We start from the raw sequence: 12,895 nt of genomic DNA on the forward strand, positions 1-12,895 counted from the left end.
ACTGCACAGGAGTCACAGAGGCGTACTCATCGGATGCCTCGGGAGCGTGCTTTGAAGGCCGCCTTGCGGGCCGCCTTGGCCGCCGTGCCGTCAGGCAGCGAGCGTCCGAGCAGTTCCAGGACCTCGACGAGGTCGGGGTGGTCGACCCGCCACATCTCCTCGATCAGGTGGGCGGGCGGGCCGGAGGCGGACATGTTCTCGGCGAACACGTCGGGGTCGTCCTCGGCGGCCGGCATCGCCAGCGCGAGCATGTCCACGCTGACCCACATCAGCTCCTTCTCGCTGAGCGCCGGGGCGGGCAGGCTCCTGGCGGCGAGCCAGTGAATGGCGTGCGGGCGCAGCTCCTCGTCGTCCAGGCAGGCCCGCACCTCGGCCTCGGCTTCGGCGCCCAGCCGGTCGACGATGGTGACGGCGATGCCGCGCGCGACGGCGGGCGCGCCCGAGGCCGCGGCCAGCAGCTCCGCCGCGGCCTCTCCGGCGGTCCTGGCGGCGAGCCAGCGGCTGATGTCGTCCTCGGCCAGCTCGGTCGGGACACCGTCGAGCAGCCCTTCGATGAGCCCGCGCGCGTCGGTCTCGGCCAGGTCGGGGGCCTGCGGCGCGTCGAGGCCCAGCGCGAGGTAGTGCTCGCGCAGCGCCCACGCGGCCGCCGGCGTCAGGCCGGCCGTGTCGCCGGTGACCCGGACCAGGCCGCACCAGGCCAGCCGGTCCAGCACGGCCTCCACGTCGATGTCGCCGTCGTCCACGAGCTGGGCCAGGTAGTCGCCGATCACGCCGATCGACACCGGCACCTGGAGGCGGTAGAGCATGTCGAACAGGTCGTAGAGCTCCTCGTCCACCTCGGCCGAGCCGGTGACCTCGCCGCCGGTGTCACGCTCCACCAGGTGCGCGACGATCGCCGCCCACCTGCGCAGCGGCTCACCGCCGCCGAGCAGCCGCAGCTCGCTCAGGTACGGCAGGCCGCCACGGTCGAGCTCGGCCAGCAGCGGCACGTCGGCCAGCCCCGCGACCAGCTCCTCCGGCGGGGCCAGCCGCACGGCGGGGCGCGGCGTGCAGCCGGGGCAGTCGCAGGGCGCGTCCTCCAGATCGGGCACCTCGCCCGAGGGGATCGCGATCGACTGCTCCAGCGACTCCGGCCCGATCGAGCTGAACAGGCTCTTGGCCATGCCGAAGTTGGCGGTGTCGGCGAGCGCCTCGGGCATCCGCGTCGCGATGTCGGCGAGCCTGTCGCGCATCCGCGAGGCCGTGCCCAGGGCGACCGTGCCGGAGTCCTGCAGGTAGTCGACCAGCGTGTGCGCCGCCGCCACCGTCTCCTGGGCGCTCTCCGGCGGCGCGATGACCTTGCGCGGGTAGAGCGAGAGCAGCAGCTCGTCGAAGGTGGCGGGGGTGAAGTCGCCGAGTTCGTTGACGTTCAGGTAGTCGCTGGCGTAGTCACAGAGCAGGCGGACCTCGTCGGCGTCCACCTCGACGTCCCGCGCGCGCCCCCACGCACGCAGGTCGTCGATGACCAGGTTTACCCATTCGATCGACACAGGGGCACGCTAACGGCTCACTACCAGATGAGCGAATCGGGGATAAGGTCTAAATCAGGTCGAGCGGGTCGACACATACCTTGACGACATCAGGCGACTTTCTGGCCGCACGCACCCCACTGGCCCCCTTGAGCGCGGCCGCCAGCGCCGCCCCTCCTCCTCGCGGAGTCCGGATCATGGCCCGCTCCTGCCCCGAGTCGTCCACCGGCACCGGCCCGAGAACCTGCGCCTCCGCCGGCAACCGCGTCTCCCCCAGCATCTGCCGCACCGCCGCCCCCGACCCGGTCAGCGTGGCCATCCGCACCGCGGGCGGGAACCCCAGCTCCGCCCGATCGGCCAGCTCACGCTCGGCGTGCGTGACGGGATCCCACCGCAGCAGAGCCTGTACGGCCGGCAACCCGGCATCGGCGAGCACCACCAGCTCGCCTCCCGGCCTGAGCAGGGCGGCGGCGTTCATCCAGCGACGCACCGCCTCCTCGCCGGACCTGAGGTCGGCCCGCCCGAGCAGCGCCCAGCCGTCGAGCAGCACCGCCGCCGCGTACCCGCCTTCGACCACGGGCTCGGCCCCCGGCGTGGCGACGACGAGCGCCCTGCCGGCGGGCACCGTGGCCAGCACCCCGTCCCGCCCCGACGTACGCACCTGCACGGAGGGGAAGGCCCGGCCGAGCTCCTCGGCGGTACGGCGGGCGCCCACCACCACGGCCCGCAGCCGGGGGCTGCCGCAGTGCCGGCACTTCCAGGCGGCGTCCACCCGGCCGCACCACCGGCAGTAGGGCGCGGCGTGCCCGCCCCGGAGCGCCAGCGGACCGTGACACAACAGCTCCGGCCGATGAGGGACGTCATCGGCCGGCCGCTGACGCCCGGCCTGGTCGGGCGCGTCGTCCGCCCCGCTGGACACCCCGCCGTAGGCCGGACCCCCGCTGGACGCCCCGCCGTAGGCCGGACCTCCCGCACCATGGGACACCCCGCTCGCACCGTAGGACGGCCCACCCGCACTGTCGGAACTTCCGCCCGCGCCGGAGGACCGCCCGCCCGCACCGCTGGAGATCTCGCCCGCACCGCCCAGGCCGAAGGCCAGCTCACCCTCCCGATCGGGTGTCGCGTCCGGCGTGCCGGGGCTCGTGCGGGTGGGGGGCTGCGCGCAGCGGGCGGGGGTACGGCAGTGCTGGCAGGCCAGGGCGGGCAGGTAGCCCCGCCTGGGAACCTGGACCAGCACCGGGCCCTCGTCCAGCCCTTGGCGCAGCGCCCGCCACGCCAGGCTGGGCAGCCTCGCCGCCCGCGCCGCCTGGTCCTTGGCCAGCTCCGCGTCCTCGCCGGCCGGCCGTACGCGCGGCGCGCGGTTCCTGATCGTCTCCCGGGCCGCCACGATGGGCCTGGCCCAGCGGGAGGCGATGAGCTGGGTGGCCTCCGCGGTCCGCGCGTACCCGCCGATCAGCATGGCCGCACCCGACCGGTGCGCCCTGATGCCGAGCACCTCGCGTGCGTGCGGGTAGGGGGCCAGCCGTTCGGCATGGAGGTCGTCCCCGTCGTCCCAGATGGCCACCAGGCCGAGTTCCGCCACCGGCGCGAACATCGCCGCCCGGGTGCCGGCGACGGCCCGCACCTGACCTCTCAGGACGCTCAGCCACCGCCGGTAGCGCTCGGCCGGACCGAGGTTCGCGGTCAGCGCGACATGCCTCCCGCTCCCCAGCACCCGGCTCAGCTCCGCGTCGAGCAGCGCCACGTCCTTCCCGTCGGGCACGACGACGAGCGCCCCCCTGCCGCCGTCCAGCGTCGCCCGCACCGCCGCCGCGAGCGCCACCGCCCACCCCTGGCCACCGGGCAGCGCCGACCACACCGCCCGGGGCGTCCTGCCATTGCGCAGCGCGTCCAGAAACGAAGGCCCCATCGGATAGTCCGCCCAGGCCGCATCGTCCCCGCTCAACGGCACGGCAGCGCTTCCCGCCGCCGCCCCGGACACACCTTCCCGCCCAGGATCATGCGCCCCCTCACCGCCCAAGGGCGTGACGGCGCCTTCCGCCACCCTCTCGAGCTCACCCTCCCGCCGCGCGCCTCGCACCGCACCCTCGACCCTCAACGGCCCAGCGGCGCTCTCCGACGCCCTCCCGAGCGCATCCTCCCGCCCGAGGCCGCCCGGTTCACGCGCCGTGTCCTTCGGCGCGTCCTTCGGGGTAGCGGACTGTGCTGGGTCATCATCGTCGCTCGCGACGGCGGGCCGCCGTGGATCCTCAACGCCCTGTACGGTCCGCCGCCCTGAATCGGGGACTCCCTGGCGGTCCGTCTCCGGCGAGGACTGCGGCACCGGCGCGGAGTCGGCGTCGTTCGTGGGGCGGGCGGCCGACTCGGTCCTGGCGTGACGTGGCGGGACGGCCAGGCGCAGCACGTCGGCGAGGGTGCCCGCGTAGCGGTCCGCCACCGCCCTGGCCAGCTCGGCGACCTCGGGGGTGAGCACCCGCTCGGGTGACACGACCCGTTCGAGCGGGGTCAGCTTGCCGGTGTGGTCGCTGTGCTCCACCCGCTCCAGCACGAACCCGTCGACCAGCTTGCCCGCGAACCGCACCCGCACCCTGACCCCCGGCCAGGCGCTGTCCTGCATCGAGGCGGGCACGAGATAGTCGAAGGGCCGGTCGAGGTGAGGCAGCGGGTTGTCCACCGCCACCCTGGCCACCGGCAACTCGGCGGCCGGGACCACGGCCCCCTTGGTGTTCTTCGACGACATCGGGGGCCGCACCGCGTCGAGCGGCAGGAGTGCGTCGTCGGAGTGGGTCACGCATTACGTCTACCAGACCCGCAAGCCGGAAACGCCCACCCTGCCTGCCAGGACTCCCCCACCCACCGCCCCGGCACCACCCGCGCCCGCGCACCGTGACGCCGCCATCGGTGCGGTCAAAGCCAGAGGCATGAGCAGGACACCGCGGACGAAGAACGCCACCCCCGGGCACGGCCCTGATCAGCACATCAAGGACAACGGACCCGAGCAACCGAGTCACGGCCCCGGCCCCGCTCCGGGCCTGTGAGGACGCCGGAGACCCGGGCGCACGCTCCAATGCCGCACCCCACGCCAGGAACCCGGCGCACGCTGAATGCCGCACCCCACGCCGGGGATGCGGCATCCGTCAGTTCAACGTCACAGACCGGCGGCGGACCTGAGGGTCTCGGCGCGGTCCGTGGACTCCCAGGAGAAGCCCTCGCGGCCGAAGTGGCCGTAGGCGGCCGTCTCGGAGTAGATGGGCCGCAGCAGGTCGAGGTCGCGGATGATCGCGGCCGGGCGCAGGTCGAAGACCTGGAGGACGGCGGCCTGGATCTTCTCCACCGTCACCTTCTCGGTGCCGAAGCACTCGACGAACAGGCCGACGGGCTGCGCCTTGCCGATGGCGTAGGCGACCTGGACCTCGCAGCGGTCGGCGAGACCGGCGGCCACGACGTTCTTGGCCACCCAGCGCATCGCGTAGGCCGCTGAGCGGTCGACCTTGGACGGGTCCTTGCCGGAGAAGGCGCCGCCACCGTGGCGGGCCATGCCGCCGTAGGTGTCGATGATGATCTTGCGGCCGGTGAGGCCGGCGTCGCCCATCGGGCCGCCGATCTCGAAGCGGCCGGTCGGGTTGACCAGCAGGCGGTAGCCCTCGGTCTCGATGTCGAGGCCCGCGAGCACGGGGTCGACCACGTGCTCCTTGATGTCGGGCGTCAGCATCTCCTTGAGGTCGATCTCCGCGGCGTGCTGCGTGGAGACGACCACGGTGTCGAGGCGCACCGGGCGGTCACCGTCGTACTCGATGGTGACCTGGGTCTTGCCGTCGGGCCGCAGGTAGGGGACGGTGCCGGACTTGCGGACCTCGGACAGGCGCTGGGCCAGCCGGTGCGCGAGCATGATCGGCAGCGGCATCAGCTCGGGCGTCTCGCGGCAGGCGTAGCCGAACATCAGGCCCTGGTCGCCCGCGCCCTGACGGTCGAGCTCGTCGACGTCGCCGCCGACCCGGTGCTCGTAGGCGTCGTCGACACCCTGGGCGATGTCGGGCGACTGCGCCCCGATGGACACCGACACGCCACACGAGGCGCCGTCGAAGCCCTTGTGGGAGGCGTCGTAGCCGATCTCCAGGATCTTCTCCCGGATGACGCCGGGAAGGTCGACGTAGGTCTCGGTCGTGACCTCGCCTGCTACGTGGACCTGGCCGGTAGTGATCATCGTCTCGACGGCGACCCGGCTCGTGGGGTCGTCCTTGAGCATGGCGTCGAGAATCGCGTCACTGATCTGGTCGGCGATCTTGTCCGGGTGGCCTTCGGTGACCGACTCGGAGGTGAACAGGCGACGTGACAACTCAGTGGCTCCTCATGCAGCGGCTGCTGACGGATTTAAGGCTCGGGGCGAGTAGACACGCCAGAGCCTCGCCGAAGTCTAGCCCTACCAGGTGCCAGGGCGCGAAACCGTCCGCGATTCGACACTCGTCACAGGTGAGGCAGTGGATCGGGAGGCAGCGTCTCCGGCGCGAACACCTCCGCGTCGGCCGCGGCCACCACGGCCGCGTACTCGTCGTCGAACTCGAACACCATGCTCCCCAGCTCGATGACCGGCCCGGGGGCCTGCATGATGGGCCCGAGCCTGGTCTGCCGCGGGAAGCTCGCGTACACCGACACCGGCCGGTCGCTCCTGAGCATCCTGGTGGCGAGCACCGAGATCGCCGTGTCCGTGACCACGATCAGGAAGTTGGCCGCCCCCGGCGGCCCGATGGACAGTGCGGGAAAGACGTACCGGATCGCCCCCTGATGGCCGAGTACGGTCCTGCAACGGTCCCTGACAGCAGCATTCACTGGCATCCCGCCCCCTTTGCCCTTAAGTATCCGTAGGGGTAGGGATATGCCGCAACAGCTGATCCGGTAATCCACCTGCCTGGTTAGCCTCCTGTACGCCCCCCGATGAACCGCCCGCACGCCACCCCGGCACGCCAGGTGTACGGGCACAACAGGTCAGAAAATAAGCCACAAACAACTCAGGCGTACGGCCACAACGGATCGAGCGCGAACCCGAGCCCAGCCGGCAGGCACACGGCGGCATGCCCCGTACGACAAATCCACCGACTTAGAAAAAGACGCGCCCTACGAAAACCACCCACATGAGAAGCTACGCCCCGTACGAAATCACCGACGCGGGAAGCAACACGCCGTATGGAAACCTACTGACACGGGACGCGACGCGCTCTCTGGAAGTCGGAGCAACACGATTCTGGAGAACAACGGCGCGATCCCTTGGCAAGGCGCCGGCGTGGAGACAGCGGGCGACTCAGCGGAGAGGGGCGGCGACAGCGGCCCAGACGGGCGACGGCCACGTCACCCCTGCCCCCGGGGCACCTCGATCGGTGGCCCTGGGGCACCTCGATCGGCCCGCCACCCGCGACGAGCGCGGTGGCGGCGGGCGCCTCAGCGCAGGCGGGCCGCGACCGCGTCCCAGACGGCGTCGGCCACGTCCTCCTTGGGCCCCCGGGGCACCTCGATCGGCTCGCCGCCCGCGACGAGCACGGTGGCGGCGTTGTCGGGGGTGCCGAAGGCGAGGTGCTCGCCGACCTGGTTGACCACGAGCAGGTCGCATCCCTTGCGGGCGAGCTTGGCCTGGCCGTTGGCGAGCACGTCGTGGGTCTCGGCGGCGAACCCGACGATCACCTTCGGCAGCGCGCCCGGCACGGCGGCCCTGCGCCGCTCGCCCAGCTCCGCCAGGATGTCGGGATTCTTCGTCAGGTGGATGGGCTCAGGCTCGCCATCCGTCTTCTTGATCTTGGCATCGTGCCGGGCGGCGGGCCGGAAGTCGGCCACGGCGGCGGCCATGACCACCACGTCGGCGTGGCCGGAGGCGGCGAGCACCGCCTCGCGCAGCTCGGCCGTGGACTCGACCCGGACCACGGTGGCGCCGGCGGGATCGGGCAGCGCGACGTTGGCGGCGATCAGCGTCACCTCGGCGCCACGGGCGGCGGCGGTGCGGGCCAGCGCGTAGCCCTGCAGGCCGGACGAGCGGTTGCCGATGAATCGGACCGGGTCGATGGCCTCGCGGGTGCCCCCGGCGGAGACGACGACCTTCTGGCCGGTCAGGTCGAGCGGCCGGTCGCGCAGCACGCGCAGGCAGACGCGGAAGATTTCGGCGGGATCGGGCAGCCGCCCGGGACCCGTGTCGGCTCCGGTGAGCCGGCCGACGGCCGGGTCGATCACCAGGGAGCCGCGCTCGCGCAACGTCGCGACGTTGGCGCGGGTGGCGGGGTGCTGCCACATCTCGGTGTGCATCGCGGGCGCGAACACCACCGGGCAGCGCGCGGTCAGCAGTGTGTTGGTGAGCAGGTCTCCGGCGAGGCCGTGGGCCGCCTTGGCCAGCAGGTCGGCCGTGGCCGGAGCCACCACGACGAGGTCGGCCGTCTGGCCGATCCGCACGTGGGGAACCTCGTGAACGTCGTCCCACACATCGGTCGCCACCGGGTTGCCCGACAGGGCGGCCCAGGTGGGCTCGCCCACGAAACGCAGGGCCTCACGGGTCGGCACGACCCGCACCTGATGCCCGGACTCGGTGAACAGGCGCAGCAGCTCACACGCCTTGTAAGCGGCGATGCCGCCGCTGACACCGAGGACGACCTTCATCGAGGAGGTCAGACCGCGCCTTCGATGGGCTCGGCGTTGAGCAGGCCCTCGGAGACCTCGCGCAGTGCGATGGACAGGGGCTTCTCCTGGGCGTGCGTCTCGACCAGCGGCCCGACGTACTCCAGCAGGCCCTCGCCGAGCTGGGAGTAGTAGGCGTTGATCTGACGGGCCCGCTTGGCGCCCATGATCACCAGGGAGTATTTGCTGTCGACGATGTCGAGCAGCGCGTCGATCGGCGGGTTGGTGATCCCCTCAGCGACCGGGGCAATTCCTGCCACGATTGTCAGACCTCTCGGTTGGTGGATGTCGTGACCCCCTGAGGGTCAGTCATCAAGGCTATCAGCCGGCGGCACACGTCTTTGACATCCGTGTTCACCAGCGTGAGGTCGAACTCCCGCTCGGCCGCCATCTCGACCCGCCCGGCCGCCAGCCGCCTGGCGATGACGTCCTCCGGCTCGGTCCCGCGACCGCGCAGCCGTTTCTCCAGCTCTTCCCAGCTGGGCGGGGCCAGGAACACCAGCAGGGCCTCCGGCATGCTGCGCCGCACCTGCCTGGCGCCTTCGAGGTCGATCTCCAGCAGCGTCGGCACGCCGACCGCGAGCCTGTCCAGCACGGCCCGCCGGGGCGTGCCGTAGCGGTTGCCCGCGAACTCCGCCCACTCGAGCAGCTCGTTCCGCTCCACGAGCCGGTCGAACTCCTCGCCGTCGACGAAGAAGTAGTGGACCCCGTGCACCTCGCCGGGCCGGGGCCTTCTGGTGGTCACCGAGACCGACAGCCACACCTCAGGGTGTGCCCGCCGGAGCTCGGCGACGACCGTGGACTTGCCGACGCCTGACGGCCCTGAGAGGACCGTCAGCCGCCTGTCGCTCGAGGGGAGGAAGCCGCCGACTCGCATGCCCACTCCGACTGCCTCATGGGCCCTAACACTGCCGGACCGGGACCTGTCGGTCACTTCCTACCCCCCGTTGAACCCGCGTTTTCGTGTGGAACCGAGATTAGCTCTCGTTGCCACCGAACTCACGCTCGAGGGAAGCCCTCTGGTTCGCACCGAGACCCCGCACGCGGCGGGACTCGGCGATGGCAAGACGCTCCATAAGCTGCTTGGCGCGGACCTTGCCCACGCCAGGGAGCGATTCCAACAGAGCCGACACCTTCATCTTGCCGATGACGTCGTCGGTCTGCCCGGACTTGAGCACCTCAGCCAGAGAAACCGCGCCATGCTTGAGCCGGTTCTTGACCTCGGCACGCTCTTTACGGGCCTTGGCAGCCTTCTCCAGGGCTGCGGCGCGCTGCTCAGGGGTCAGGGGAGGAAGAGCCACGCCGGGTCACCTCGAATTTCTGTCGATGTACTCGGACGGGAAGGGAAACTAGCTGGTCATCGGCCCCTAAGCAACGTCAAGAGCGGTTTCTCTCGCCACAAAGTCCACTTCATCACTGTGCGTAATGGTAAAATCACTTTCAGCTGATCAAATCGCCCTCACTTCCCACTTCTCGGCCGTGCGCGTCGCACCGCCGGAGGGCGCTACGATGATCATGTGAGGGCACGCGCCGCATGTCCGAAAGCAGGGCTGACCTGTGTCCGTAACCTCCGCACCGCACCCCGGCGGCCGAGTCCGGCACGCCCCAATACGCCCCTTCATGGGCGATTTCAGCACACCCCGGAAACCACCCCGCAGACGAACCCGGCACCACCCCGAGGCTCCTGGCACGAGCACCACGACGACCGCGACGGCTTCGACCCGCGAACCGCCACAAGAACTCGAACGCCGAAGCCGCAAGCAAGCGCCCTGACGCCGTGAGCACGCTCATGCCGTACGCGCTCTCGCCGTGCCCACGCTCAGCCGTACGCGCTCTCGCCGTGCCCACGCTGACGCCGTGAGCGTCCCTGCGTCGTAAGCCCTCGGCCTCACGCGTCGAAGCGGCGACGGCCCTGGACGCGGCCCTGCGCCGGCCGCACCCTGCGCCGCCGGGGGCCCCAACGCGGCCTCCTTCGGCGCTGAGCCTCGTCGGTGCCGGAGGTGCGCCGCCTTCGGCCCGCGCCGGCGCGGGCCCGCCCTGACCATCCGGGACAGGCGACTGCGGGCGAAGGCCGTGGCCGCCGTACGGTCGAAGTGTCCGTACGGCGCGCCGCCCGCTGACGGACGGGCGGGGTCGGGGGTGGGGGCGGCGGGGGCTTCGTCAGGGCTGGGTGGTGCGGCGTAGTGACGCCGCGATGGCGGCCGCCGCCGCGCCCGGGTCCGGGGAGCCCGTGATGGGCCGTCCGATGACCAGCAGGTCGGCGCCGTCGGCCAGCGCCTGCTCGGGGGTGGCCACCCGGGCCTGGTCCTGGCTGGCGGCGCCGGTGGGCCGCACTCCGGGGGTGATGAGCATGATGCCCGTCCCCACCTCCGCCCGGACGGCGGACACCTCGTGGGGAGAGCAGACCAGCGCGGTGGCGCCGGCTTCGACGGACATGGCGGCCAGGCGGCGGACCGCCTCATCGGCGGGCCCGGCCAGGCCGATGCGGCCGAGGTCCTCCTCCGCCAGGGAGGTCAGCACGGTGACGGCGGCGATCTTGGTGTGCGGCGCGGCCTGTACGGCCGCCCTGATCATCGCCGGGCCGCCGGTGGCGTGCACGGTCAGGATGGCGGGGCGCAGCCGTGCGACGGCCTTGGCGGCCCCGGAGACGGTGTTGGGGATGTCGTGCAGCTTGAGGTCGAGGAAGACCTGGACGCCGCTGGCGCCGCGGACGGAGGCGATGACGTCGGGCCCGTAGCGCAGGTAGAGCTCCAGGCCCACCTTCACCGTGCTGACGTGCGGTGTCACCAGCCCGGCCCACCTGGCGGCGGTCTCCAGGTCGGGGGCGTCGAGGGCGACGGCGATGGGTGCGGGCGTCACGGGGTGCTCTCCTCGGTGTCGACGAGCAGGTGCCGTGGGGCGCTGCCCGGCGGGCGGTGGGCCAGGCCGACGGCGTCGGCGAGGCGGTGGAAGCCGCGGGCCTGCAGCAGGTCTTCGAGCTCTCGCTCGATGCGCAGACACGCGTACGGGTCGTGGAACAGCGCGGTGCCGACGCCGACGGCGCAGGCGCCCGCCAGAATGAGCTGGAAGGCGTCCTGGCCGCTCATCACGCCGCCGACGCCGATGAGCGGCACGCCGGGCAGCGCGGCGTGCACCTGCCACACGCAGCGGACGGCGAGCGGCAGGATGGCGGGGCCGGACAGCCCGCCGGTCACGGCGGCCAGCGAGGGCCGCAGCGCCTCGGTGTCGATGGCCATGCCCAGCGGATTGTTGATCATGGACAGCGCGTCCGCTCCGGCGTCGACGCAGGCTCTGGCGACAGAGACGATGTCGGCCACGTCGGGGGCCAGCTTGGCGACGACGGGCACGTCGTAGCGCATGATGGAGCGTACGGAGGCGATCACCTCCGCCCCGGTGCTGCCCTCGCGGGCGAAGACCCGGCCCCGGTCCTCCATGTTGGGGCAGGACAGGTTCACCTCCAGGGCGGTGACACCGGGCGCGTCGGCGAGCCGGCGGGCCAGCTCGGAGTATTCGGCGACGGTGCCGCCGCCGATGGACACAATGGTCTTGATGCCCCGCTGGGCGAGCCAGGGCAGCTCCCGCTCCAGGAAGGCGTCGATGCCAGGCCCCTGCAGGCCGACGGCGTTGAGCAGGCCGGAGGGCGTCTCGGCCATGCGGGGCGTAGGCCGTCCGGCGCGTGGCGCCATGGTGATGGACCGGGTGGTGAGCGCGCCCAGCCGGTGGAGGTCGAAGAACTGGGCCAGCTCGCGCCCCGAGGCGGCGCATCCGGCGGCCGTGGTGACGGGGTTGGCCAGCTCTACATGCGCCAGGAATGTACGCATATCAACCGACATGGCCCTCACCCCCGCTCAACTGGCATGGCGGGCACCGCCTCCCGGCGCGCCGAGGGCGTCGAACGGGATCGTTCCCACGTCCTCGAAGCGCACCCGCTCCCCCCGGAACACCGGCCCCTCGGCGCACGCCCTGACCATCCTGGTGGCGCCGTCGTCGCCGATGATCGGCAGCACGCACGTCATGCAGACCCCGATGCCGCACGCCATCGACTCCTCCACCGCCACCTGCACCGGGATGTCGAACTCCATCGCCACCGCCGTGACCGAGCGCAGCGTCTCCATCGGGCCGCAGGCGTAGACGGCGTCGGCCCGGGTGTCGGCGATCACCGACGGCAGCGCGTCGGTGACCTTCCCCCGCACGCCGAGCGAGCCGTCCTCGGTGGTGAGGGTGGTGGTCTCGGCCATGCGGCGGGCCCGCATCGCGCCGAACACCCGGTCGGCACTGGCCCCGCCGAGCACGAAGTCGACCCGGCAGCCGCGCTCCAGCAGCGCGTCGGCCAGCGGGAACAGCACCGCGGAGCCGTACTCCGAGCCGACCAGCACGCAGTGGACCGGGTCGCGCGGCAGCGGGAACGGCCGGCCGAGCGGCCCGACCAGGTCGAGCGTGTCGCGGGCGCGGCGCTCGGCGAGCCAGGCGGTGCCGGAGCCGCGCACGGTGAAGACGAGCTCCACCGTGCCGCCGTAGTCGGACTTGACGTCGTGGATGGACAGGGCGCGCCTGGTCACCATGGACGTCCGCGCGCCCCCGACCGCGACGGAGACGAAGTGGCCGGGACGGTAGCGCTCGGTGATGCCAGGCGCCACCACGGTCAGCGCATGGTACGCGTCGACCCGGCGCGTCGTCAGCACCGTGCCCGTCACCTGCACCGGAGTGCCGGCCAGTCTGCTTCACCTCCTGGGGGA

11 protein-coding genes are annotated in these 12,895 nt (G+C 72.2%); all 11 read right to left on the minus strand.

What is annotated here, in order from left to right; all coding sequences use genetic code 11:
• Positions 1–26: 26 nt before the first annotated feature.
• Complete coding sequence (locus ACIBQX_RS05680) at positions 27–1,529, minus strand: hypothetical protein (protein ID WP_397000961.1); 1,503 nt, start codon at positions 1,527–1,529, stop codon at positions 27–29.
• Positions 1,530–1,578: 49 nt separating this feature from the next.
• A complete protein-coding gene (locus ACIBQX_RS05685) occupies positions 1,579–4,299 on the minus strand; it encodes a primosomal protein N' (RefSeq protein ID WP_397000963.1) in 2,721 nt (906 codons plus the stop codon).
• Between the two features lie 357 nt (positions 4,300–4,656).
• Positions 4,657–5,844 (minus strand): methionine adenosyltransferase, encoded by a 1,188-nt coding sequence (gene metK / locus ACIBQX_RS05690; RefSeq protein ID WP_397000965.1) that lies wholly within the window; start codon positions 5,842–5,844, stop codon positions 4,657–4,659.
• Positions 5,845–5,972: 128 nt separating this feature from the next.
• Positions 5,973–6,341 carry a hypothetical protein gene (locus ACIBQX_RS05695; protein ID WP_397000967.1) on the minus strand — a complete coding sequence of 123 codons (369 nt, stop codon included), beginning with the start codon at positions 6,339–6,341 and terminating at the stop codon, positions 5,973–5,975.
• 600 nt (positions 6,342–6,941) lie between these two features.
• The gene (gene coaBC / locus ACIBQX_RS05700; protein WP_397000969.1) at positions 6,942–8,141 is read right to left on the minus strand and encodes a bifunctional phosphopantothenoylcysteine decarboxylase/phosphopantothenate--cysteine ligase CoaBC; all 1,200 of its coding nucleotides are present in this window, start codon (positions 8,139–8,141) and stop codon (positions 6,942–6,944) included.
• An 8-nt stretch (positions 8,142–8,149) separates the two neighbouring features.
• Positions 8,150–8,419: a DNA-directed RNA polymerase subunit omega gene (rpoZ, locus tag ACIBQX_RS05705; RefSeq protein WP_101783051.1), complete on the minus strand. Its 270-nt coding sequence runs from the start codon at positions 8,417–8,419 to the stop codon at positions 8,150–8,152.
• A gap of 5 nt (positions 8,420–8,424) precedes the next feature.
• Positions 8,425–9,036: a guanylate kinase gene (gene gmk, locus ACIBQX_RS05710; RefSeq protein ID WP_397000971.1), complete on the minus strand. Its 612-nt coding sequence runs from the start codon at positions 9,034–9,036 to the stop codon at positions 8,425–8,427.
• Positions 9,037–9,136: 100 nt separating this feature from the next.
• Positions 9,137–9,460 (minus strand): integration host factor, actinobacterial type, encoded by a 324-nt coding sequence (gene mihF / locus ACIBQX_RS05715; RefSeq protein ID WP_397000973.1) that lies wholly within the window; start codon positions 9,458–9,460, stop codon positions 9,137–9,139.
• Between the two features lie 859 nt (positions 9,461–10,319).
• Positions 10,320–11,018 carry an orotidine-5'-phosphate decarboxylase gene (pyrF, locus tag ACIBQX_RS05720; protein ID WP_397000975.1) on the minus strand — a complete coding sequence of 233 codons (699 nt, stop codon included), beginning with the start codon at positions 11,016–11,018 and terminating at the stop codon, positions 10,320–10,322.
• Positions 11,015–11,992, minus strand: coding sequence for a dihydroorotate dehydrogenase (locus tag ACIBQX_RS05725; protein ID WP_397000977.1), 978 nt, complete (start codon positions 11,990–11,992; stop codon positions 11,015–11,017). The genes pyrF and ACIBQX_RS05725 overlap by 4 nt, the downstream gene beginning before the upstream one ends.
• 15 nt (positions 11,993–12,007) lie before the next feature.
• Positions 12,008–12,874: a dihydroorotate dehydrogenase electron transfer subunit gene (locus tag ACIBQX_RS05730; RefSeq protein WP_397001550.1), complete on the minus strand. Its 867-nt coding sequence runs from the start codon at positions 12,872–12,874 to the stop codon at positions 12,008–12,010.
• Positions 12,875–12,895 lie beyond the last annotated feature (21 nt).

Source organism: Nonomuraea sp. NPDC049714 (genome assembly GCF_044465295.1).
Taxonomy (GTDB): Bacteria; Actinomycetota; Actinomycetes; order Streptosporangiales; family Streptosporangiaceae; genus Nonomuraea.

What these genes read in the sequence shown, in the direction of transcription:
- ACIBQX_RS05695 (WP_397000967.1), bottom strand. Translation starts at nt 6,341, where the DNA reads ATGCCAGTGAATGCTGCTGTCAGGGACCGTTGCAGGACCGTACTCGGC.
- coaBC (WP_397000969.1), bottom strand. Translation starts at nt 8,141, where the DNA reads ATGAAGGTCGTCCTCGGTGTCAGCGGCGGCATCGCCGCTTACAAGGCG.
- gmk (WP_397000971.1), bottom strand. Translation starts at nt 9,036, where the DNA reads ATGCGAGTCGGCGGCTTCCTCCCCTCGAGCGACAGGCGGCTGACGGTC.
- ACIBQX_RS05725 (WP_397000977.1), bottom strand. Translation starts at nt 11,992, where the DNA reads ATGTCGGTTGATATGCGTACATTCCTGGCGCATGTAGAGCTGGCCAAC.